General features: G+C 55.9%; 18 protein-coding genes. 4 read left to right on the top strand and 14 right to left on the bottom strand.

The genetic code is table 11. The features are described 5' to 3' along the window. A partial coding sequence (locus tag RT613_RS10970) for a uracil-DNA glycosylase (protein ID WP_313615285.1) occupies nucleotides 1-719 on the top strand: 719 nt, incomplete at its 5' end. Between the two features lie 151 nt (nucleotides 720-870). Continuing rightward, entirely contained in the window at nucleotides 871-1,062 is a 192-nt protein-coding gene (locus RT613_RS10965; protein ID WP_192487344.1) for a hypothetical protein, read from the top strand. A 162-nt stretch (nucleotides 1,063-1,224) separates the two neighbouring features. On the opposite strand, the gene RT613_RS10960 is transcribed toward RT613_RS10965, so the two are convergent. Both RT613_RS10960 and RT613_RS10955 read right to left on the bottom strand, forming a co-directional pair. Then, nucleotides 1,225-2,112, bottom strand: a complete 888-nt coding sequence (locus RT613_RS10960) for a hypothetical protein (RefSeq protein ID WP_313615283.1) — start codon at nucleotides 2,110-2,112, stop codon at nucleotides 1,225-1,227. A gap of 283 nt (nucleotides 2,113-2,395) precedes the next feature. After that, the gene (locus tag RT613_RS10955; protein ID WP_313615281.1) at nucleotides 2,396-3,334 is read right to left on the bottom strand and encodes a DMT family transporter; all 939 of its coding nucleotides are present in this window, start codon (nucleotides 3,332-3,334) and stop codon (nucleotides 2,396-2,398) included. Between the two features lie 524 nt (nucleotides 3,335-3,858). Here RT613_RS10955 and pepN point away from each other — a divergent pair. Both pepN and RT613_RS10945 read left to right on the top strand, forming a co-directional pair. Beyond that, nucleotides 3,859-6,507: an aminopeptidase N gene (gene pepN, locus RT613_RS10950; protein ID WP_313615280.1), complete on the top strand. Its 2,649-nt coding sequence runs from the start codon at nucleotides 3,859-3,861 to the stop codon at nucleotides 6,505-6,507. A gap of 325 nt (nucleotides 6,508-6,832) precedes the next feature. Continuing rightward, a complete protein-coding gene (locus RT613_RS10945; RefSeq protein WP_313615278.1) occupies nucleotides 6,833-9,172 on the top strand; it encodes an ATP-binding protein in 2,340 nt (779 codons plus the stop codon). Between the two features lie 33 nt (nucleotides 9,173-9,205). Here the strand turns inward: RT613_RS10945 and RT613_RS10940 are convergent, their stop codons facing one another. The 12 genes from RT613_RS10940 to RT613_RS10885 form a co-directional block, all read right to left on the bottom strand. Further along, nucleotides 9,206-12,199 (bottom strand): bifunctional [glutamine synthetase] adenylyltransferase/[glutamine synthetase]-adenylyl-L-tyrosine phosphorylase, encoded by a 2,994-nt coding sequence (locus RT613_RS10940; protein ID WP_313615276.1) that lies wholly within the window; start codon nucleotides 12,197-12,199, stop codon nucleotides 9,206-9,208. A 72-nt stretch (nucleotides 12,200-12,271) separates the two neighbouring features. Next, complete coding sequence (locus RT613_RS10935; RefSeq protein WP_313615275.1) at nucleotides 12,272-13,678, bottom strand: sensor histidine kinase; 1,407 nt, start codon at nucleotides 13,676-13,678, stop codon at nucleotides 12,272-12,274. A 9-nt stretch (nucleotides 13,679-13,687) separates the two neighbouring features. Then, nucleotides 13,688-14,446 (bottom strand): response regulator transcription factor, encoded by a 759-nt coding sequence (locus tag RT613_RS10930; protein ID WP_313615274.1) that lies wholly within the window; start codon nucleotides 14,444-14,446, stop codon nucleotides 13,688-13,690. Between the two features lie 63 nt (nucleotides 14,447-14,509). Beyond that, nucleotides 14,510-16,069 carry a Do family serine endopeptidase gene (locus tag RT613_RS10925; protein ID WP_313615273.1) on the bottom strand — a complete coding sequence of 520 codons (1,560 nt, stop codon included), beginning with the start codon at nucleotides 16,067-16,069 and terminating at the stop codon, nucleotides 14,510-14,512. A 145-nt stretch (nucleotides 16,070-16,214) separates the two neighbouring features. Beyond that, nucleotides 16,215-16,676, bottom strand: a complete 462-nt coding sequence (locus RT613_RS10920; RefSeq protein WP_313615272.1) for a cytochrome c-type biogenesis protein — start codon at nucleotides 16,674-16,676, stop codon at nucleotides 16,215-16,217. Continuing rightward, entirely contained in the window at nucleotides 16,673-18,664 is a 1,992-nt protein-coding gene (locus RT613_RS10915; protein ID WP_313615271.1) for a heme lyase CcmF/NrfE family subunit, read from the bottom strand. The genes RT613_RS10920 and RT613_RS10915 overlap by 4 nt, the downstream gene beginning before the upstream one ends. Next, a complete protein-coding gene (gene ccmE, locus RT613_RS10910) occupies nucleotides 18,661-19,119 on the bottom strand; it encodes a cytochrome c maturation protein CcmE (protein WP_313615269.1) in 459 nt (152 codons plus the stop codon). The genes RT613_RS10915 and ccmE overlap by 4 nt, the downstream gene beginning before the upstream one ends. Beyond that, a complete protein-coding gene (gene ccmI / locus RT613_RS10905) occupies nucleotides 19,116-20,309 on the bottom strand; it encodes a c-type cytochrome biogenesis protein CcmI (RefSeq protein WP_313615267.1) in 1,194 nt (397 codons plus the stop codon). The genes ccmE and ccmI overlap by 4 nt, the downstream gene beginning before the upstream one ends. Nucleotides 20,310-20,432: 123 nt before the next feature. Continuing rightward, nucleotides 20,433-20,861, bottom strand: coding sequence for a hypothetical protein (locus RT613_RS10900; RefSeq protein ID WP_313615265.1), 429 nt, complete (start codon nucleotides 20,859-20,861; stop codon nucleotides 20,433-20,435). A 217-nt stretch (nucleotides 20,862-21,078) separates the two neighbouring features. Continuing rightward, nucleotides 21,079-22,479 (bottom strand): HAMP domain-containing sensor histidine kinase, encoded by a 1,401-nt coding sequence (locus RT613_RS10895; protein WP_313615264.1) that lies wholly within the window; start codon nucleotides 22,477-22,479, stop codon nucleotides 21,079-21,081. Then, nucleotides 22,469-23,140, bottom strand: coding sequence for a response regulator transcription factor (locus tag RT613_RS10890; RefSeq protein ID WP_313615322.1), 672 nt, complete (start codon nucleotides 23,138-23,140; stop codon nucleotides 22,469-22,471). The genes RT613_RS10895 and RT613_RS10890 overlap by 11 nt, the downstream gene beginning before the upstream one ends. Before the next feature lie 173 nt (nucleotides 23,141-23,313). Then, a complete protein-coding gene (locus RT613_RS10885) occupies nucleotides 23,314-23,568 on the bottom strand; it encodes a hypothetical protein (RefSeq protein WP_313615262.1) in 255 nt (84 codons plus the stop codon). Nucleotides 23,569-24,211: the final 643 nt, after the last annotated feature.

Below are 24,211 nucleotides of genomic sequence, written 5' to 3'. Positions count from 1 at the left end.
AAGCCGACCCTGCCCGTTCAGGCCAGTCGGCCGGCGGGCGTGATGCCGGCAGACAATCTGCGGCAGCGGCCAGACCGGCTGCTACCCCGATCATGCCCAATGTTGCGGTGCCAGATGAGCAGGCGGTTGCTGCTGCCAAATTTGCGGCCGAAAGTGCCCGTTCGCTTGATGAGCTGAAGGTCGCGCTTGAGGCCTTTAATGGCTGCAACCTGAAAAATGGTGCACGCAATACCGTGTTTGCCGCGGGTGACCCCGGCTCGAAGGTGATGATCATTGGCCCGATGCCGGACGCCGATGATGACCGGGAGGGCCTGCCCTTCTCTGGCAAGGCAGGCATGTTGCTCGACCGAATGCTGGCTGCCATCGATCTCGATCGCAAACAGATCGCACTGGCCAATACCGTGCCGTGGCGCCCGCCGGGCAACCGTGCCCCATCGGGACCGGAAATGAACATTTGCCGCCCTTTCATTGAACGGCAGATCGCATTGTTTGAGCCGAAGTTACTGTTGCTTTTGGGCAACGTTACCGCCAGATTCTTCTTTGGTGGCACCGGAACCATTCACACGATGCGCGGGCAATGGCGCGACGTGCCGGTGAATGGGGCGATTATTCCGGCCCTTGCAAGCCTTCATCCGCAGGAATTATTGAATGCTCCCGCCAGTAAGTCATTGGCATGGCAGGATTTACAGTCATTTAGAGCCCGTCTCGTTCAAATATGAATGCTTGGTTTTTGACCATTGTAAATGTTTTATGAAAATAGCCATGCGGTTAACGCATAACAGCGCCGCATTTACCCTGATTGCCGAATCCTGAGCCCGCTGTCATAAGCAACCCATGTCTTGGGAGGAAAAGGTTTAAGGAACCAAGGCTATGACCACTCGCTTTCGTCCGGTTCACTCCGGTTTTGAAACTCTCAGGCTCGCAGGGGTTGGCCCCCGCTCCAGCCAGGGATACCACCGTTTCGGTTCGGCAACGAACGAACAGATTACCGCACGTGCCTATGCTGTACAGCATGGTGTAACGCGCCCTTCGCAAGTTTTTGCGGATTTTCGTGCTCGCTGATCGACCAGCGTCCATGTTTTAAAATTGCGGTACCGTGAGCGTTTTTCGACAGAAAGACGCTCTTTTGGTTTTTGGGTCCTGTTCAACCTGTCAATGTTTGAAATGATTCAGGGACGGTCGGCATTGTCGCCGCCAGCAACTTGCCACAACTGGCAAGCTGCCTCATGACCGGCAAGCCTTGTCCGTGACCGCCTGCTCAACACCATGCTTTTCCACAGCTTCGACAAAGGCGTTGTTAACATGCGCCATCTTCACCGCCTGCCAGGCGGCATAATCTTCAAGGAATTTCCGCGACAACCATAGCCCGGCACGTGGCGTTTCATCGGTCCAGCCGATCAAACGGGCGTCCATGGCTTTGCGCATCATCCGCTGAAAATGCGTGCGCGACATCATGAACTCGCTCGCCAGTTCAGGAATGTTGACGTAACCGACATTGATCCGGTCCTGGGTGATATCAGCCATTTTCAGCCGGGCGATGAAGTCGTCAACCACCAGCCCACCCCCCTCTGTCCACAAGAACAATGCGACGCTTTCGGGCGGCTCTCGCCATTCTCGCGACTCGATGCAATTGCGGATGGCGGTCGGATGCGACAAGCGAAACAAGTCCGGCTGGCTAATCAACTGCTGCACGCGCATGCCACCATCCAGCCCGTCAATGACCATGAGATTGCTGGCATACCAGCGAAACATTGCACTTTCGCTGGCTTCGGTGGCACGGTAACGGCGCGGATAATAACGACCGTTTTTACCGATCACTTCAATGAAACGATAGATTTCAAGCTGTTCGAGAAAGTTCTGAACTGTGTTGCGGCTTGCGATGCCATGGGGGGTGATCAGGCCGCGCAGCGAGGCGATGGTGAGCCCCTCTTCGCCATTTTCCAGATGGAGCGCCATGCCACCCTGGCTGAGCAGCCAACGTTGATGGGCGGCCAGCATCTTGGCCAGACGTGGCCCTTCGGCAAATACGGCGCGCAGGGTTCGGGCGAGATCACTTAAGCCATGGATGAATGCGGGATGTTGTACAAGTTCGTCAGGCGTATATCTTCTCAAGATACCCTCCCGACATCACAAACCCAGGCAATTCCAACAACGTTACTGAATGAAGTACGCATCACCACAATGAGCGCACTTGATAAAGCCATCGCCTTACAAGCGAGCCTTTAGCCGTGTTACGCTCAACCCCATTTCCCACCTCTGCCAAGCTATAAAACCAGCATTAGCAAAAGCTGCATTACCCTTGAAATTGTTATTTAACTAAATTTCAACCATAAGGACAACGGGTATCAGGTGTAATAGACAGTAATGTTACAACCAGCCACATTTGCGGGCAAAATCAGCCCTGAGGTGTGGAGGCTTTTTTGCTCGCCTTGCGGCTAAGGCCGAGCTGATGTTCGCGGTATATGATGAAGATGCCCGCTGAGACGACAATGGCCGTTCCCACCAGCATGGTAAGGGTCGGGACATCCCCGAACATCACGTAGGATATGCCGATACCAATGATGATCGAGCTGTATTCGAAGGGCGCAATGGTCGACACCTCGGCGTGACGATAACTTTCGGTGAGGAACAGCTGCGCCACGCCACCAAAGATGCCACAGGCAATCAGCAACAGCGTATCAACAAGGTTCAAGGAGACCCAGCCAAAGGGCAGGCTGAGAAGCGACAAGACGGCACCGGTGATCGAGAAATAAACGACGATGGTTGCGGTCTTTTCACTGGCAACCAGCTGGCGCACCTGGATCATCGCCAAACCTGCAAGGACCGCAGCCATCATGACCGACAGCGCACCCATGCCTTCACTGCTGCCAAATCCGCCTTCACGCAACAAAGTCAGCTTGGGAAACAGGATGACGATGACGCCGACCATGCCAAAAAACACCGCGGTCCAACGATAGACACGAACGGTTTCGCGCAGCACGAGAGCGGCAAATATAACTGCCATCAGTGGCGAGGCATAACCAAGCGCAATGGCATCCGGCATTGGAAGGTGCACAAGGCCGTAAAAACCACAGGCCATAGACAAGATACCGAGGACACCGCGTTTGACGTGACCCAAGGGGTTGCGGGTATAAAAGGCGCCCGGCAGGTCTTTCAGCCAGGCAAGATAGATCAGGATTGGCACCAGCGCGAAAGCCGACCGGAAAAAGGTGATCTGACCCGCCGGAATATCGGCACCTGCCGACTTGATGCAGGTCTGCATCATCAAAAACAGCATCACCGATAAAATCTTGAAGCTGATACCGCGAATAGGATTGGATGCTGCCAGGCTCATCGGAATTGCACTCAAGATATCTGAAAAAAACGCGCTATCGGGGCAAGACGAGACGGCGAAGCACGAAAACTGAATTATCTATAGACGATATTGAGTCGCACTTTCATCAAAACCTGTTATCGAACCATGAATAGGCGTGAATTTTGGGGCTGCCTGGCATTCCGGCAACAGAGCCCCTCAGCTTGCAAGCCAAAGAGATCAAAGACAGATTGCAGAACTACATCTTGTGAAAACTTCACGCTGCGACAGCACGCGTCTTCGATTTACTGTCCGATATAGATTTGACAAATTATTATTCGGACAAAGATATAATTTCAGTAATCGTTCAACATTTGATGTGAATATGTGCCAATGCGAGGCACATTCACGGTTTTTCCATGAACAAATCGTCTGGCAGCCACCACGAAAGACATCATGTTTTTCGTTTTTCACATGAATGTGAGCACTACAATTCATTTTACATTCGGACCACATGTTCCATGATGTCCGGGTAGCGGCAGACAAAAGTTCATTCAGGAATAGTCATGCGAACAGACACGGGCCAGATCGTTCACCTGGCAGATTACCGCCCAACCGATTTCGTTTTGGAACGGGTGGATCTCACCTTCGAACTCGACCCAGAAAATACAAAAGTCGAAGCGCGACTTATTTTTCACCGTCGGGAGGGTGTCGATGCCAAGGCGCCACTGGTTCTGGATGGTGACGAACTTATCTTGTCTGGGCTGCTGCTCGACCAGATCGACATTCCCGCAGCCCAATATGACGCGACGCCAGAAAGCCTGACGATCCGCGATTTGCCGGAAACGGCGCCATTTGAAATCTGCGTTACCAACTACATCAATCCGACCTCCAATACGCAGTTGATGGGCCTCTACCGCACCAGTGGTATCTATTGCACCCAGTGCGAGGCTGAAGGTTTCCGTCGTATTACCTATTTCCCGGACCGCCCTGACGTTCTTGCCCCTTACACCATCACCATCATTTCGCAGAAAGAGGGTAATCCTCTGCTGCTATCGAACGGCAATTTCCTTGGTGGCGGCAATTATGATGAGGGCCGTCATTTCGCAGCATGGTTCGACCCGCATCCCAAGCCAAGTTACCTGTTTGCGCTGGTGGCCGGTGATCTCGGCGTTGTCGAAGATACTTTTACCACCATGTCCGGCCGCGACGTTGCCCTGAAGATTTATGTCGAACACGGCAAGGAATCGCGTGCCACCTATGCCATGGATGCCCTCAAGCGTTCCATGAAATGGGATGAAGAGCGTTTTGGCCGCGAATATGATCTCGACATCTTCATGATTGTTGCCGTGTCGGACTTCAACATGGGCGCGATGGAGAACAAGGGTCTCAACATATTCAACGACAAATATGTTCTGGCCGACCCGGAAACCGCGACCGACGCCGACTACGCCAATATCGAAGCCATCATCGCACATGAATATTTCCACAACTGGACCGGCAACCGCATTACCTGCCGCGACTGGTTCCAGTTGTGCCTGAAAGAAGGCCTGACGGTTTACCGCGATCATGAATTTTCCGCGGACATGCGGTCACGCCCGGTCAAGCGCATTGCCGAAGTGCGCCACCTGAAGGCGGAACAGTTTCCTGAGGATGGTGGCCCGCTTGCCCACTCCGTTCGCCCTGAAAAATACAGGGAGATCAACAACTTCTACACGACAACTGTTTACGAAAAAGGCTCTGAAGTCACCCGCATGATCGCCACCCTGCTTGGCCAGGATGGTTTCAAGAAGGGCATGGACCTGTATTTCGAGCGCCACGATGGTGACGCAGCGACCGTTGAAGACTTCGTCAAATGTTTCGAAGATGCGAGCGGACGTGACCTGACGCAGTTTTCGCTATGGTACCGTCAGGCCGGCACGCCGCTTGTCAGCGTTTCCGGATCCTATGATGCAGCCGCGCAGACATTCTCGCTGTCGCTTGAACAGACCGTTCCGCCAACGCCTGGCCAGCAGAACAAGGAGCCGATGCATATTCCGCTCAGCACCGCACTTCTGCTTGATAACGGCCAGATTGCCGAGCCAACAGGCGTTGACGGTGGCGAGTTCACCAATGGCGTCATTCACCTGACGCAACGCAGCCAGACATTCGTGTTCTCCGGCATTTCGTCGCGTCCGGTGGTATCGCTCAACCGCAGTTTTTCCGCGCCGATCAATCTGCATTTCGTACAGACGCCGGCGGACCTCGTGCATATTGCCCGCAATGAGACTGATCTGTTCTCGCGCTGGCAGGCAATCACCGATCTGGCCTTACCGAGCCTGATTGAAGCGGTCGCTTCGGTCAAACAGGGCAAAGAGGTGAGCTTTGCGCCCGACCTGATTACCGCCCTGCTTGAAATCGCCTCCGACGACAGTCTGGAGCCTGCGTTCCGCGCACAGGCGCTGGCGCTGCCAAGCGAATCCGACATTGCTCGCGAACTGGGCAGGGACAATGATCCAGACGCCATTCACAAGGCGCGCACTGTGGTTCTTGGCATCATTGCCAAGGGTGGACTGGAAACCTTCTCCAGACTGGCCGACACGATGCGCACCGACGGTGAGTTTACACCGGATGCGGCCAGTGCCGGACGTCGCGCCCTGCGCAACAGCGCCCTGCTCTATCTGTCCTATGCCGAAAAAGACCCGGCAAGACCAGCAGACGCCTTCAAGACTGCCAGCAATATGACAGATCTTGCCCATGCGCTGACCATTCTTGCCCATCGTTTCCCTTCGGCTCCGGAAACGGCAGAGGCCCTGGCGAGCTTTGAAACCCGCTTTGCCAGCAATGCGCTCGTTATGGACAAGTGGTTTGCCATTCAGGCAACCATTCCCGGTCATGATGCGCTGGAGCGCGTCAAGACCCTCATGCAATCCAAGCACTTCATTGCCGGCAACCCGAACCGCGTCCGGTCACTGGTAGGCAATTTTGCCTTTGCCAACCCGACCGGTTTCAACCGTCCGGATGGCGAAGCCTATGCTTTCCTTGCCGAGCAGATCATCAGCATCGACAAGAAGAACCCGCAGCTTGCCGCACGTATTTTGACATGCATGCGCTCCTGGCGGTCTCTTGAGCCCGGCCGGGCAGAAAAGGCGCGTTCTGCGCTGATGAAGATCGAACATGCCCCTGCACTTTCCACAGATGTCAGGGATATTGTTGAGAGAACTCTCAAAGGCTGATTGAGCGTTCTTTTGCAAAAAAGGCTGGAGCTTCTCCAGCCTTTTTTGTTTGAAAAGGGCATATCGAGGCCCGCCCGAGAGCAAAATAAAAAACCTTGAGTCGGTTCAAAGGGTTAATACTCTTTTAACCAAAGCCTCTGGACAACACACAAAGCCTTTGATTCATTAGGGTAGATTCGAGCGGCGGTGCTTTGGATCAGCGCATGGACCTGGGGATCTGAACAGGTCTTAAGAGTGGGCCATGCGGCTTTTCAAATTGTAACAGCGTCCTTTTTTGCGACATGAATGGCGCGGCGCTGTAATTGAGGGACATCAAGGCGGGACAATGACCAACGTGCGGCGGGCAACTGCGGGCGATGAGCGACCGTATGCCAAATTTTCTGATTTTTCAGTCTGGAGCGAGCAGCTATCAAGCAATCTGATAGGGCTGGTTCACGGCTCGCCACGTCAGATGCCGCAGTTGGAAACAACGCTCAAGCGTCTCATCCCCATTCTCATCACGGCCTTTCTGGTGGTGGTTGCCGCGGCACGCACGTTTGGCATCATGGCGGAATATAACCGCATGGATGATGCGGCGAGACAGTCCACGGCGCTGACCTCGATTGCGGCACGGTCCGTCCTGTCCGAAAATCTAGCCGACCTTTCCCTGCCCGCCCGTCAGGACGCCGAAAAGAAACTCGCCGCTGCCTTCCCCGCCGGTAGCCTTGGCGACGACACCTTCATTCTGCTGTCCGATGCCTCAGGCAAGGTTTTTGCGACCTCAAGCGTTGGTTCGTCGATCTATATCGGCACCAGCCTGACCAATCTTCTGCCGGAAATTGCAATCGTGCGCCGCTTTGCAGGCGCACCCGGCACAATCGAGACCAATATCGACGGCACGCCGCATTACGCGACGATGATGCCGATCGGCACCGATGGCGGCATGGTGATCGCGGCCCGCTCGCTGGAGACCATACGGTCGTTCTGGCGGCAAGAAATTGCCATGAACGTCACTTTGTTCGCCGGCATTTCCTCAATCCTCATCGTCATTCTTTACGCCTATTACATGCAGGTCAAACGGGCGCGTGAAGCCGACGAAATCTTTCTGGAATCGAACCTGCGCGTCGATACCGCCCTTTCACGTGGGCGCTGCGGTCTTTGGGATTTCGATCTCGCCAACCGCCGCATGTTCTGGTCCAGCTCCCTTTACGAAATGCTGGGCCTGCCACCGCGCAACAAACCGCTTTCGTTTAGCGACGTGGCCCGCATGATGCACCCGCAGGATGGAAATCTCTACGCGCTTGCCCGTGCGGTTGCTGGCCACGAACTGAACCAGATCGACCAGATTTTTCGCATCAGACATGCCAAGGGCCATTATGTGTGGATGCGCGCTCGTGCGCAGGTTATCCGCACGGCAACCGGTCGCACCCATGTAATCGGTATCGCCATGGACGTCACCGAACAGCATCGTCTTGCACAACGTTACGCCGAGGCCGACCAGCGTCTTGCCGATGCTATTGAATGTACGTCGGAAGCCTTTGTTCTCTGGGACAAAAATGACCGTCTGGTGATGTGCAACGCCCACTTCCAACAGGCCTATGGTTTGCCAGACAGCGTGCTCATTCCCGGGACTGAACGCTCAGCAGTCAATTCTGCGGCGGCACGCCCGGTTGTCGAGCGCCGTATTGCCGATGGCGACAAGTCCGGCTTGTCGCGCACCACCGAAGTGCAGCTTGCCGATGAACGCTGGCTGCAGATCAACGAACGGCGCACCCGCGACGGCGGCCTCGTTTCAGTTGGTACGGACATTACCCTTCTCAAGCGCCATCAGGAACGGTTGCGCGATTCAGAAAAACGCTTGATGGCAACGATCGGTGATCTTTCAGCCTCCCGACACACGCTTGAACGTCAGAAATCCGAACTGTCGCTGGCCAATACCAATTACCTAGCGGAAAAAGAGCGGGCCGAGGCTGCCAACAAGGCCAAGTCAGAGTTTCTGGCCAATATGAGCCACGAGTTGCGCACGCCGTTGAACGCCATTCTCGGTTTCTCGGAAATTCTGATGAATGAGATGTTCGGCCCGGTCGGCTCACCGAAATATCAGGAATATTCGCATGACATTTACGACAGTGGCAAACATCTGCTGAACGTCATCAATGATATTCTCGACATGTCGAAAATCGAAGCCGGCCACATGCGGATCAACCCGGAAAATGTCGACCTTGCTCCGCTGATCGATGAGGCGCTGCGCCTGACCTCCATTCAGGCCGAGCAGAAGAGCATTTCGATTGAACAACGCATCTGCACCGGCCTGACCATGACCGGCGACCGCCGCGCCATGAAGCAGATTTTCCTCAACCTTCTGTCCAACGCCGTGAAGTTTACTGAAGAAGGCGGTAAGATCGCCCTGCGAACCCATGTGCACCAGGGTGCTCTGATGCTGACGATTGCCGACACCGGCATCGGCATTCCAACCAACTCACTGCACAAGATCGGCCAGCCGTTTGAACAGGTTCAAAGCCAGTACGCGAAAAGCAAGGGTGGTTCAGGCCTTGGACTGGCAATTTCCCGCTCCCTGGTTCACCTGCATGGCGGCACGATGAAAATCCGCTCCTGCGAGGGCAAGGGAACGGTCGTGACGCTGATCATTCCCCATGTTCAGCCACGGGGATGCCTGCTGCACTGATGCGCTGATCCCCTTCCGTCCCTTGGCGGCGGATCAGCCGCCGTTCTTCACCATTGCATTGAAGGTCTTGCGAACGGTTTTGGACAACCGTTTGACTTCACCTTCAAGCGTGCCGATGTCGGGGCATTCCCCTGCACGGCAGACGAGATCGATCAGACCGGCAGGCGCATCTTTCGGTTCGAAACCGGTGTCGATACACAGGCGGATGATCTGGGAGAGCGACGTCCACAAACGCATGGCTTTCAGGCAGTCCTCATAGGCCGATGGATCGATTGTGCCCTCGCCTTGGCCCTCCAGCACGTCGAGCGTGCTCTGACCAAGCGTTGGCAGCTCCTTGCACTTGGTCACCGTGACCAGCATCAGAAACTGCGCCATGAATTCCAAATCGATCAACCCGCCAGGAATAAGTTTCAGATCCCAGATATCGGCTGGTGGTTTTTCCTGTTCGATCAGGCCACGCATTTCCTTGACGTCGGCTGCAATCTTGCTGATCTCGCGTTTTTCCGACAGGACCGAGCGGATGATGGTTGTAGCATCGAGCCTCAGGCTTGGATCACCGCAAAGCGGCCGGGCGCGCGACAGCGCCATATGTTCCCAAGTCCAGGCTTCTTCGCGCTGGTATTTCTCGAAAGCGGCAAGGCGTGTTGCCACAGGACCCTTGTTGCCAGATGGGCGAAGCCGCATATCGACCTCGTAAAGCACGCCCTCTGCAGTGGGTGCCGACAGAGCCGCAATCAGACGCTGCGTGACGCGGGTGAAGTAGCGCACGGCGTCCAGCGGCTTTTCGCCGTCCGATGCGGTTGCACTGTCGTCGTAATCATAAAGCAGGATGAGATCGACATCGGAGCCGGCGGTCAGTTCAAAACTGCCAAGCTTGCCCATGCCCAGCACTGCCACGCGCCCGCCGGGGAACTGGCCATGCGCCTGCTTGATCTGTTCCAGCACCGCATTAAGCGACGCCTCGATCACCAGATCGGCAAGGTGGGTGAAAGCCCGTGCCGCCATCTCGCCTCTGATGGCACCTGTCAGCAACCGCACACCAATCAGGAAGCGCTGTTCAGCGGCAAAGATACGCAACCGGTCGAGGATGTCCTCGTAATGCTGTGCTGGCGCCAGAAAGCCGGCCATGCGGCCCGCCAGATATTCGCGGGTCGGAATATCATTCATCAGGCCCGGATCGAGCATACCGTCAAACACATGCGGCCTTGAGGCAATGATATCTGCCAGTCTGGGCGCAGACGACATGATCGTCACCAGCAGGGACAACAGAGCGGGATTGTTGCCAAGCAGCGAAAAAAGCTGGATGCCAGCGGGAAGGCCAGAGAGGAAATTGTCAAAGCGCAGCAGCGCTTCATCGGCACGTTTGCTTTCCCCAAATGCTTTCAGCAATTGCGGTGTCAGTTCGGTCAAGCGTTCACGAGCCTCAACCGACTGGGTGGAGCGGTAACGCCCATTGTGCCAGGTGCGGATGACCCGCGAAATATCCTGCGGGCGCTCAAAACCAAGCTTGCTCAAAGTCTGCAACGTGTCGGGGTCATCTTTCTGGCCGGTGAATACCAGATTTCCGGAACCGACAGACAGGCGTGTTTCCTGTTCGAACAGTTCCGAATATTGTTTTTCAACCCGACGCAGCACCTCCTCCAGACGGCTGGAGAATGTCTTGGTGTCTGCGAAGCCGAACATGAAGGCAATACGCTTCAACTCCGCCTCACTATCCGGCAGCGTGTGCAGTTGCTCATCACGGACCATCTGGATCCGGTGTTCGATTTCTCTCAGGAACCAGTAGGCATCGATCAAATCGTCGCGGGTGGTCGCATCGATCCATTTCGCCGTGGTCAGCTCGTTCAATGCCGGCTCTGTGGCAGGCACCCGCAGCGCAGGCATACGGCCACCGGCAATCAGCTGCTGGGTCTGCGCAAAGAACTCGATTTCACGGATGCCGCCGCGCCCCAGCTTGACGTTATGGCCTTTGACGGCGATGGCACCATGGCCTTTATGGGCATGGATCTGTCGCTTGATCGAATGAATGTCAGCAATTGCCGCGTAGTCGAGATATTTGCGGAACACGAAAGGTGTCAGCTCGCGCAGGAAGCTTTCGCCGGCTTTCAAATCACCGGCCACCGGCCGCGCCTTTATATAGGCCGCACGTTCCCAGTTTTGTCCCCTGCCCTCGTAATAGAGCAGAGCTGCCTCGACTGGTATGGCGAGCGGTGTTGAGCCGGGATCAGGTCGCAGACGCAGATCGGTGCGGAAGACATAACCGTCGCCCGTACGCTCCTGCATGATACGGATCAGGCGGCGCATCAAACGCCCGAAAGTTTCCGTTGCCTCCAGCGGATCGGGCACGATGCCAGCCGACGGTTCGAAAAACACCACAGCGTCAATATCGGAGGAGTAGTTGAGTTCACGCGCGCCAAGCTTGCCCATGCCAAGCACCACAAGTCCAGATTTGTCTGACGGGGTGGAAGGATCGACAAGAACCAGCTTGCCGGCCTGATGGGCCGACAGCAGCAGAAAATCGATTGCAGCAGACAGGGCAGCGTCTGCCATGTCGCTTAACCAGCGCACCGTATCACGGGCGGTATAGATGCGGGCGAGATCGGCAAGGGCCACGATGAAGGACAAGCGACGTTTGGCAACACGCAACCGTGTCATCACATCGCTCTCGCTTGGGAAAGTCCCTTCCTCATCCGCACGCCAGCAATTGCGGGCATCCGCGACCAGCTTGTGCAACGTGGCGTCCAGCGGTTCACTGATTGCCAAAGTCAGCAGGCCTTCATCCATGGTTGCCATGTCGCGCAGATAGGGCGACAGGGTGAAAGCATTGGCAATGAAGTCCTTGAGCGGGCTGTCCTGTGCCATCAAAACAGCAACGGCCGGTTCGTTTCTAGCGATATCCTTCAAAATCGAAAGGACGGATTTCAGCTCCGTTTGCGTATAGGGGCGAATGATATCCGCCGCGACGCTGTCCAAACGGCTCTGCGCGATCTTGTCCTGCAGCAATGTCTCTCTCCCTTGTCGATACATTCTAAGCCGTTTTCCCTTTGAAGGGGAATCGGCGCGTACCGTTCAATTTCGGGAGCTTAGAGCTTTTCCGGTCTAATTTGAAACGGGAAAGACCATCGACACCGTCAGGCCCGGACACGCGGTGTTGAGCGGGTTGGTGTCGGAAAGCTCCAACCGGCCGCCATGCAACTCCATAACCGCTTCAACAAGCGACAAGCCAAGGCCGGTACCCGGCTTCGAGCGGCTTTCATCCAGTCGCACAAAACGCTTGATGACTTCGCTGCGTTTATCTTCAGGCACACCGGGGCCATCATCGCAAACGGACAGAACAATCTTCTGGTCCTTGCGTGTCAAGGTCACGCGAATGCGCTTTTCGCCTTCGCTCTCCGAGGAGTATTTGATGGCGTTATCAATGAGGTTGGTCAAAGCCTGGCCGATCAGTTCACGATTGCCATGCAGCTTGATGCCCTGTTCAACCTCGACAAGGAAAGACAGCCCCGCCTCTTCCGCCACAGGCTCGTAAAGTTCGGCGCTGTCAGCGGCGATGGCCGAAATATCCACTTCCGTCATTTCAGCTGCAATGGAGCCAGCCTCGACGCGAGAAATCATCAGCAGCGCATTGAAGGTCCGGATCAACTGATCCGATTCGGCAATAATGCCTTCGAGTGCAATCTTGCGCGTATCTTCGTCATGGCTGCCCAAGGCGTCCGCGGCCTTGTTACGCAACCGGGTCAGCGGCGTTTTGAGGTCATGGGCTATGTTGTCAGAGACCTGGCGCAGGCCCTCATTGAGTTTTTCGATACGGCCGAGCATGGCGTTGAGCGAACTGGACAGGCGGTCGAATTCATCGCCCGAACGCCCTTCCGGCAGACGCTGCGAGAGGTCACCAGCCATGATTTTTTTGCTAGCCGCAGACATGCGGTCGATACGCTTCAGTGCATTACGACCAATTGCAAACCAGATGACAAGCGCACCAATGCCCATGATGGCCAGAGCAACCATCAGTGCGTTGCGAACCAGCAGGCGCAGCTTGGTCGGCTCGCCCAGATCTCGACCGATCAGGATACGCAGTCCGTTGTCCAGGAAGAAAACATGGCCTGCGGCGAGATGTCTGACGCCTTCGCCACTTTCCGAATAACGCTGGTATCGGAACGGAAAACCGGTCCAGCCTTCCTTGTCGAAGATACCAGGCTGTACCGAGGCAACGTTGCCGGCCAGTATTTCACCATTCGGCCCGGCAATGACATAGAGATTGGCACCGGGCTGGCGGGCGCGTCGTTCCAGCATGCGCAGCATGGGGTTGATGCCGCCACGTTCATAGGAACGCTGGACCTCCAGCACTTCCTGCACAAGCGAGTCCCGCGTCTGCTGATTCAGCAGACGCTCGGACAAGGCTGTCACGTAGAAGACGAGAAATGCCGCGCATAAGGCAACAAGCAGAATGTAGAGTGCGGAAAGACGAACTGCCGTCGAACGCTGTAGAAGCCGGAAACCAGCCATAATGCGGGCTTACCCCTCGTCTTTGATCATGTAACCCGCGCCGCGGATCGTTTTCAGCAAGGGCTTTTCAAAGTCCTTTTCGATCTTGGAGCGCAGCCGTGACACATGCACATCAATCACGTTGGTCTGCGGATCGAAATGATAGTCCCAGACGTTTTCAAGAAGCATGGTTCTGGTTACCACTTGTCCGGCATTTTTCATGAGATACTCAAGCAAGCGGAATTCGCGTGGCTGCAACAGGATTTCCTTGCCGTTTCGGCGAACATCATGGGACAGGCGATCCAGTTCCAGATCACCGACCCGGTAGACCATGTCCTGCTCCGGCTTGCCCTTGCGGCGGCCGAGCACCTCGATACGGGCCAAGAGCTCACTGAACGCATAGGGCTTTGGCAGGTAGTCGTCGCCACCAGCCCGCAGGCCCGTGACGCGGTCATCGACCTGGCCAAGGGCCGACAGAATGAGAACCGGGGTCTCAATGCCACGACGGCGCAACTCGCTGATGACCGAAAGGCCATCACGGCGCGGCAACATGCGATCAATGACCATCACGTCGTAGGTATTCTCACACCCCATAAACAGACCGCTCTCGCCATCGCTGGCGTGATCGGCGACTATTCCGGTTTCCCGGAATGCCTTTGTCATGTAGGCCGCAGCCTCAAGGTCGTCTTCAATAACAAGAATCTTCATGTGCGGCACATTAGCGCCGTCAACCTTTTGGGCACAACCGGAAACAGACGAGGCTGCGGCTTCCTGAAGCTTGATATCCATAAGAAACCTCCTCAAAAAATATGTGCCGGGGCATTAAGCGCCCCGGCACAGGTTCGATGGGGCTTAACCGGCGTCGATGTCGAGAGCGACGAAACGGCTGCCGTTTTCAGTCTGGATCTGGAACAGAGCCTTTGAGCGGCCGTCTTTCTTGGCCTGCTCGAGGATTTTTTCCACATCGGCCGCCGAGCCAACCTGCTGGTTGTTGACGGAGGTGATCTTCTCACCTGTCTTGAGGCCACGCGCGGCTGCGTCCGAATCCGGATCAACATCCGTAATGCTCAGACCCTTGCCGTCATCCGAAGGCGCAACGGTGACACCGAGGCTTGCAAGTGCCTTTTCAGTGGACGGCTGCTCCTCGTTCTGCGAGGTGGTTGGCGTGGACGTAGCAGCATCATCGCTGGAAAGGTCCCCAAGCGTCACCGTGACTGGTTGAGATTTGCCATCACGCCACAGCGAGATTTCCACCTTGGTGCCTGGCGGCATGGCGCCAATCTTGCGCGACAGGTCACGGGCATCCTTGATGGTGTCGCCGTTGACCGCAGTGATGATGTCACCCTGCTTGATACCGGCCTTGTCACCCGGCGAACCGGCCTGTGGTGCAACAACCAGCGCACCGCTTGCTTCGGACAGGCCAAGCGATTCCGCAATATCCTTGCTGACCGGCTGGATCTGAACACCAAGCCAACCGCGTTCTACCTTGCCATCCTTCATCAGGTCGGCAACGACATCCTTGGCAACTGCTGCCGGGATTGCGAAGGCAATGCCGACGTTGCCGCCGGATGGCGAGAAGATGGCGGTGTTGATACCGACCACTTCACCATTGAGGTTGAAGGCCGGGCCACCGGAGTTGCCACGGTTCACGGCAGCGTCGATCTGCAGGTAATCGTCGTAGGGGCCAGATCCGATATCGCGACCACGCGCCGAAATGATACCCGAGGTTACCGTGCCGCCAAGACCAAACGGGTTACCAACGGCAACCACCCAATCACCGACGCGAACCTTGCTGTCATCCGCAAATTGCACGTAGGTGAACTTGCGGTTCACATCGACCTTCAACACGGCCAGATCGGTTCTGCTGTCCTTGCCAACCAGCTTGGCGTCATATTCGGTACCGTCATTCATCACGACCGTGAAGGCTGCACCATCATCGACAACGTGGTTGTTGGTGACGATGTAACCATCTTCAGAGATGAAGAAACCGGAACCCTGTGAGGTTGGACGCAAGGCACCCTTGCCTGGGCCACGACGGTTCGGGCCACGGTCCGCATGATCACGGTCACCTGGCATTGGGCCGCCAAACTCGCGGAAGAAACGCTTCAACGGGTGATCGTCCGGAAGCTGGTCAAGACCACGACCGCCGAAATTGAAGGAAAAGTTACTGTTGTCATCGGCAGCGGCTTGGACATTGGTCTGTACGCGCACGGAAACAACGGCTGGAGAGACGGCGTCCACGACATTGGCAAAGCTTGCCACCTGCGGTGCATTCACCTCAACAGGCGCAGCAAGCGACTGGCTGACATGCAGCGGCAAACCGGCGGCCAGCATAACAGCAGCCAGGCCAGCAACAGTTGACGTCTTAAGTGCGTTTTTTGCGAAAATGCGTCCGGTTAAATTCTTCAGCATGGTGGTACCTCTTTCATCATTCAAACTGGAGCCCTGAGCGGGAAGCGGTGGATGATGAAGATATAGGACCTCTCACCTTACAATCAGGTGTCTGCCGCATGAAAAATCGGTAATGTTGCGAAAAGACGGTTTTTACAACCGCGTTTTAGTCCTGCTTTGCCAGCAAGGAGCGGATTTTCGCTTCTTCTTCTGACGACAATTTCTGCTGTGCCGGCAAGGTGTTACGGCGTCTGGCAAAGACCAGCAGCGATGTAATTCCGGCGAGTGTCAACAAAATAGGCGCGCCCCACAACAACAATGTCCGCGTGCTGAAACGGGGTTTCAACAGCACGAATTCGCCGTAACGGGACACGACATAGGCAATCACATCCTGATCGCTGTCGCCATCTACCAGCCGTTCGCGCACCAGCACGCGCAAATCGCGGGCAAGCTCGGCATTGGAATCGTCTATCGACTGATTCTGGCAGACCATGCAGCGCAACTGGGCGGAAAGATTGCGTGCGCGCTCTTCCAACACCGGATCGCTCAACACCTCATCAGGCAGAACGGCCATGGCCGGAAGGGTGGAAAACAGCAACAGGACGGCCAGAACAATACTGCGCATCATTCGGCGGCCTCCAGCGTGGGAGCCTTCGCAGGCTTTGCTTTTCGGGTCGGTGCACCGACACGCAACCTTCTGTCACTGAGCGAAATGAAACCGCCCGCCATCATGAACAACGTACCGCCCCAGATGCAGAGGATGAAGGGTTTCCACCAGACACGAACGACAATGCCACCGTCTTCTGTCGGATCACCCAACGATACATAGAGCTGGCTGAGCCAGAAGGTAGAGATGCCAGCCTCCGTGGTTGGCATGCGCCGCGCCGTGTAGAGTCGTTTGGACGACCACACATCGGCCACCATGACGCCACCCTTCATGATGTTGAAGTGGCCACGGTCCTCAGTGAAGTTGGGACCGACCGCACTGCGGACACCGTCGAACACCAGCGTGTAACCACCAGCTTCCGTGGTCATACCCGGCTTCATTTCCAGCACATGTTCCGTTTCATAGGTGGTGACGATGACGATACCGAGAACCGTGATACCAAGACCCATATGGGCAAGGGCGGTACCGAAGGCTGAACGCGGCAAGCCTTTCAGACGACGAAATGCGATGTCGAAGGCCAGCTTGCCAAAGTTTGCACGGTACCAGAGATCGGCAAGCGCACCGATGATCAGGAAAAAACCGGCGGCGATGCCAAGGGCTGCCATAACAGGGCCGCCATTTTCGACGTACCACAACACAAGGCCGGCCAGCGCCGACAGGGACGCAGCCACATAAAGCCGCTGGAATGCACCCAGCAGATCACCACGCTTCCACGCCAGAAGCGGACCAAATGGCGTGATGATGAGGATTGGCACCATCAACAGACCGAAGGTCAGATTGAAGAATGGGGCGCCGACCGAGATCTTCTCACCGGTCAGTGTTTCCAGAACCAGCGGATAAAGCGTGCCGGTCAGGATTGTTGCGGTCGAAACGGTCAGCACGAGATTGTTGAGAACCAATGCGCCTTCGCGCGAAATCGGCGCAAACATGCCGCCGGCTTTCAACATCGGCGCACGCCAGGCAAACAGGGCAAATGCGCCACCGATAAAAATGGTCAGAATGCCAAGGATGAAGATGCCGCGGCTTGGATCTGTCGCAAAGGCGTGAACCGAGGTCAATACGCCAGAGCGCACAAGGAAAGTGCCAAGCAATGACAGCGAGAAGGTCATGATGGCAAGAAGCACGGTCCAGATTTTGAGCGCTTCGCGCTTTTCCATGACCAGTGCCGAGTGAAGCAGCGCCGTGCCAGCCAGCCATGGCATGAAGGAGGCATTTTCGACCGGGTCCCAGAACCACCAGCCACCCCAGCCCAGCTCGTAATAGGCCCAGTAAGAGCCCATCGATATGCCTGCCGTCAGAAAGGTCCATGCAGCCAGCGTCCATGGACGCACCCAGCGCGCCCAGGCGGCATCAATGCGGCCATCCAGCAAGGCTGCGACGGCGAAGGAAAAACACACGGAAAAGCCGACATAACCGAGATAGAGCAGCGGCGGATGGATCGCCAGGCCAAAGTCTTGCAGGATCGGGTTAAGGTCCTGACCTTCGGCCGGCACCGGCTCCATCCGCTCAAACGGGTTGGAGGTGAGCAGGATGAACAGCAGGAAAGCAACCGTGATCCAGGCCTGCACGGACAGCACATTGGCTTTCAACGTATCCGGTAGGTTGCGACCGTAAATGGCAACCAGCGCGCTGAAGAAGGTGATGATCAACAACCACAACATCATCGAGCCTTCGTGGTTACCCCACACACCGGTGATCTTGTAGAGCATCGGCATCATCGAATGCGAGTTCTGGTAGACATTGGCAACCGAGAAATCCGACACGGCATAGGCACGTGTCAGCGCGGCAAAGGACAGGCTAACCAGCAGGAACTGCAGGATGGAGCCGAGGCTTCCAATCTCCATCAGCGCGACATCCTGACGGCGTGCGCCGATGACCGGCAGGATCGACACGATCAGCGCAACCGCCAGAGCAAGCACCAGCGAATAGTGACCGATTTCGGTAATCATTGCGTTGCTCCTGCTGCAGCCTCTTCGCCGCCATGCTGCCATAGCCCCTGCTCTTTCAGGCGATCGGCAACTTCCTTGGGCATGTAATTTTCATCATGCTTGGCCAGAACACTATCGGCCATGAATGTATGGGTTGTGGCATCGAACACGCCTTCGGTCACCACGCCTTGTCCCTCACGAAACAGGTCAGGCAAAATGCCGGTGTAGGACACAGGCACGGTTGCCGACCCATCCGTCACCACAAAACTGACAGTGGTGCCTTCACCACGCTTGACGGAGTTTTCACCTCCCAGACGGATACGGGTGCCTGGCTCAACCGTGGTTTTGGTCAGATCGGACGGCATATAGAAATAGGCAACCGCCTGCCCGAAGGCGAACATGACCAGAAACACAGCCGCAATGATGAAGCTGACACCACCGCCGATAATGCTCAGGCGTTTCTGTTTGCGTGTCATTGCTGAACTCCTTCAAGCGACAATCCCAGTTCCCGTGCCAGGGCGACAAGCTGTTTGCCCTGATCGCCTTCCGCCGGGAATGATTGCAGGCCGCTTTTCAATGCTTCCTGTGCCTTGTCCTGATTTTTGAGCATTGCATAAGACCTGACGAGACGCATCCAACCCTCGAAATTATCGGGGTCTTCGCGCAAACGCGCATCAAGACTATCGACCATGCCCTGGATCATCGCCTGACGATCCTCGACACTCATGTTTTGCGCATTGGCGACATCTTCAGCACTTGGATTACCAAGGGCTGTGCCGGACTGCGTTTGGGACTGGCCCTGCGCCGGCGTCTGGGTTTGCGCCCGGTCGACAGTCGGTCCGTTGTCCTGCTTCAATGCGGCGATATGTTCATTGACCAGAGGAAGCCAGGGTGAATCTGCCTTGGAATCCTTCACCAGTCCTTCAAAGGCTGCGAGTGCCTCCTGTTTTTTACCAGCCTGCTCATAGGCAAGACCAACATAAAAACGGGCACGCGGATTGGTGGCATCAAGGCTCAGGCCTTCTTCAAAGGCCGAGCGCGCATCTTCGGTGACAATGCCGTCATTGGCTGCGACCATGGTTTCACCAAGACCGATCAGACGTTCGGGGCTGACACCCTGAATGCGGAGGGCATTGCGGTATGCAAGTTCGGCATCACCCAGACGCATTGTACGGAAATAGATCGGCGCGAGAATATCCCAGCCGGCGCCATCTTCCGGATTTTCTGCCAGGTGTCGTTCTGCCTTTGCCACGAGAAGCGCGATGTTGTTTCCGGGGTTTGCAAGACGTGCTTCTAGCGGCATGTCCGGTTTTTCCGGATTGCCGGTCAGCAAGTAAAGACAGAGACCGAAAGCTGGCAGCAAAACGGTGACGAAGGCCGACGCAAATTTGTGATTGCTCCGGGTTCGTGCTGCCGCGTCAGATACGGAGGTTTTCTTGGCATCGGCCGCCAAAAGGCGCCGGCCAATTTCCGCCCGGGCATATTCCGCTTCGGAATCGCTGATCAGGCCGCTCTTGCGTTCGCGTTCCAGTTCCGCGATCTGATCCTTGTAAACGGCGACTTCTCCGCTTTCTGTTGCAGCGGGCAGTTCAGCCTTGCGCATCAGCGGATACATGAGGACGACAGCCACAGCAGCCGTCAATATGGCAACTATAATCCAGAACATAATGCCCATTACTCGAAGGCAGACCCATTTGAAACAAGCAGGTCCTCAATAACGCAAATTTGAGGCAATGTGCCGCAACCCTGCGTGTCTTTCATGGGGCTGAAAACAGCCTCACGCCATGACTTATGTCAAAGGCGTCCAGCTACCATCCGCATTTCGGCAGGCCGTGCCACGCACCTTTGTCTCACGACCTTCGGCCGTCAGCGTGTGGGTGTACTGGCGGCAATTCTGCCCACCAACCTGATAAGGGGCTGCTGCGACGACCTGGCCCTTACCGCCATCGCCATTCCAGTTCACCGGCTGGCCGCCCGGAGCGGCCTCAAGCGCCTTGTATTCGGCTTCCAGTGCGCGCTGCAGATCATTGCGCTCAAACTTCATGCCACTACGCGCGACAATGCCACCTTGCAGGCTGGCTATGTAGGGCGTTGACGTGGCCGAACTGCGCGACAGCAAGCCGCCGGTGTGGGCTGCACGGTTTGTTGTGGTGCAGGCGCTTAAAACAGACAGGGATACAGCCGAAACGACTGCCGAACGCATTGCGAGATTGATCATCTTTCCAAATCTTGTTTTTTGATATGCACCGGTCATGAATATGCTTGTGTCCATCCTAGAACATTTCCAGAAAAAGTGTGAAGCAGTTTTGCGTGGCGACCCACGTAAAAACAAAGAGATGGTGCGTTTCAGTGACTCTTTTTCAAGAGCGGATACATCACCACCGGCAAAAAACCTTACGATAGCTTGAATTGTTGTGTTTGGGTTTTGAGCACCCTCACCCGTGTTCTTTCGAAAGCCCCGGCAACAGCAGTTCAGCCCTGAGACCGCCAAGCGTGCTGCGGGACAGCTTGAATGTACCATGATATTCCGAGGCCACCTCGCTGACGATGGACAGACCAAGGCCTGTTCCGGGCTTGCTTTCATCCAGACGCTTGCCACGTTTCATGGCTTCGCTGATCTGCTCAGGTTCCAGTCCCGGGCCGTCATCCTCCACCAGCAGCGTCACCCATGAGCGCCGTGCATCTTCAGGATCGGACGGCGCGTGGGTGGACACTGAAAGTGATAGGTGAACCCGCGACGCGGCAAAGCGGGCCGCGTTTTCCAGCAGGTTTCCGACGACTTCTTCGAGATCCTGCTGCTCCATGGCAAGCACCAGACCTGATGGAGCAACGTCGAGGCTGAAGGCCTTGTCGCTGTTAAGGCGACGCATGACCCGCACCAGACGTTCCAGAGCTGGTTCCGCCTCAACACGCGCTAGAATGGAGCCACGTTGTGCAGCGATGCGCGCCCGACTGAGATAGGACTGCACCTGCGCCTGCATGGCCTCTGCCTGCGTGCGGACAAGTTCTCCCTGCTGGTGATCCAGCAAACGGGCCTCGTTCAACAGAACCGCGATCGGTGTTTTCAGCGAATGGGCAAGATTGCCCACCTGCATTCGGGCACGTTCGACAAGCCGGCGGTTGCTATCGATAAGGGCGTTGATTTCCGTGGCAAGCGGCTGGATTTCCCGTGGGAACGTGCCTTCGAGCCGCTCCGCATCGCCACTGCGAACCTTGCCAAGCGCCACCTTTGCCTGATCAAGCGGGCGCAGACCAAACAGAATGGCAAAACCATTGACGGCCAGACTGCCAACACCAAAAATCGCCAGCGCGATATAAAGGCTGTTGGAGAAACTGGCGATATCATCTTCCACGACATCGAGATTACCGGTCACACGAAACCGTGCCGCACGGCCTTCGCCATCCAGCACCACTTCGGTTTCGGCAACCAGCACACGGTTACCGGCCTCGTCGACGACGGGATAAAACCGCTCATAGCGGCTATCAAACGGTGCATCGAGAATGCCGGGAACCGGAAGGCTTGCCACACCAAGCGATGATGACACCAGGGGTGCTGCAGTGAAATTGCCGAGCGGCTCCACCACCCAATACCAGCCGGTATCGGGCTGGGCAAAACGCAGGTCACCCAGCTGCGGGCTTCCTGTCAGCGTGTTTTCGTTGCTGATCGAAACCGAATTGATGACGTTGTAGAGCTGGGCACGCAGGAGGTCGCTGAAGCTGCGCTCAACACCCTGACGATACAGTGTGGAAATGGTCACGGCAATCACCACCAGCGCCAGTGCTGACCACAAGGAGGCAAGCAGCAGAACGCGGGCAGTGAGTGAACTATTTTGCATTTTCAGGCGCTTGCATTCGGTATCCCAGACCACGGATGGTCTCGATCAGATCGATGCCGATCTTCTTTCGCAAGCGACCGACGAAAACCTCGATCGTGTTGGAATCCCGGTCGAAATCCTGATCATACATATGTTCGACGAGTTCGGTACGGGACACGACCTCACCCATGTGATGCATGAGATAGGACAGCAGGCGGAATTCATGTGAGGTGAGTTTCAGCGTGATGCCATTGACGGTTGCCTTGGAGGTCTTGGTATCCAGACGCACCGGGCCGCAGATGATTTCCGAGGAGGCATGGCCAGCCGCGCGACGAATGAGGGCACGCACACGCGCCAGAACTTCCTCGACGTGGAAAGGCTTGGTGACATAGTCATCGGCACCGGCATCAATACCGGCCACCTTGTCGCTCCAGCGGTCACGCGCCGTCAGCATCAGCACCGGCATGCCCTTGCCACTGGCACGCCATTTTTCAACAACGGTAATACCATCCATCTGTGGCAGGCCGATATCCAGCACCACGGCATCATAAGGTTCGGTGTCGCCGAGATAGTGGCCCTCTTCGCCATCAAAGGCTTGATCGACCACATATCCTGCCTCTTTCAAGGCGTCCGTAAGCTGCCGGTTGAGATTTGTGTCGTCCTCGACCACAAGAATGCGCATTGTCCGCCCTTTAACCCTCTGAAGCGTTCCGGTGAACACCGGGTCGTGAAGACGCTCCATTTCTTTCCATCTGCATTCCCGAACGCAAAACAGAGACCGATTTTTGCCGGAAATGCCATTTCATCCATCGTCACATTGCTGGCAACAGTGCACCGTTACCAGCAACGCAACATTTACATGGGAACTCTCATCGTGACTTTTCTTGGGCGTTCTCCCCCGCCCTGCACCAGAACAGTCACAACGCAACTCTGGCCGTCCCCCGAGGGCTGGGCAGACAGAAGCTGACCGCCGGTTTCGCGGACGACCCGGGAAACGGCCTTACTGCAATCGACAGCAGCCATGATGATCCGGTCCTGCAAATCAGCCTCCGGCGCCATGAAGCCGGAAATCCCGGCTGCAAGCGTCGCTATGATCAGAGGTGATGCCATTCCACAAACTTCCAAATACGAAACACAGTAACGAATATGTAGCGCAATACGCCTGAATGGCAAATGAATGACGCCATAATTCAGGAAAACAAGGTTTACAGCACCGGTTCCTGCCGTGTTATTTCAAAGACTTGATGGTAAAAACCTCGCCATAAAGTACAGCCTGACAAGTGAGAAGATTGGTATGGCTTATGCGGATATCCACAGCCTGATTCTTGATGCCTGCGCCAGATCACCAATTGCGGAATGCCAAGTCAGAGTTGCCGGGATATTCAACCGCCGTGGAGCGGACGCAGGCCTGCGCCTGCAAAGTTCAGAGATAATTCATCTGTTCGGTGTAAGACGAAAAAACACTGGCAGGACGTTCTGCCCTGGCCAGCCGGACCCGTTTTGCGCTTTGTCAAACCGGAAATGCCGATTCAAATGAATCGCTTGCGCGACATATTTCACGCATTGATTCCAGTCCTTCACAGATTGATTCAACTTTTGCCAATCAAGAATCTGCAAAAGCGCGTAATGCTTTGTTTTTTTGTAATATTGACCATGCTCAAGGTGATTGCGCAGGCTTTGATCAAACCGGAGGCGGTAGAGAGCGTCATGCCGCTCTAACGGGCGCTTGTCGAAAAAAACAAACGGGAAAAAC

The sequence above is a fragment of the Agrobacterium sp. genome, from assembly GCF_032092815.1.
Classification (GTDB): Bacteria; Pseudomonadota; Alphaproteobacteria; order Rhizobiales; family Rhizobiaceae; genus Agrobacterium.
This window is presented reverse-complemented; position numbering and strand designations above follow the sequence as displayed.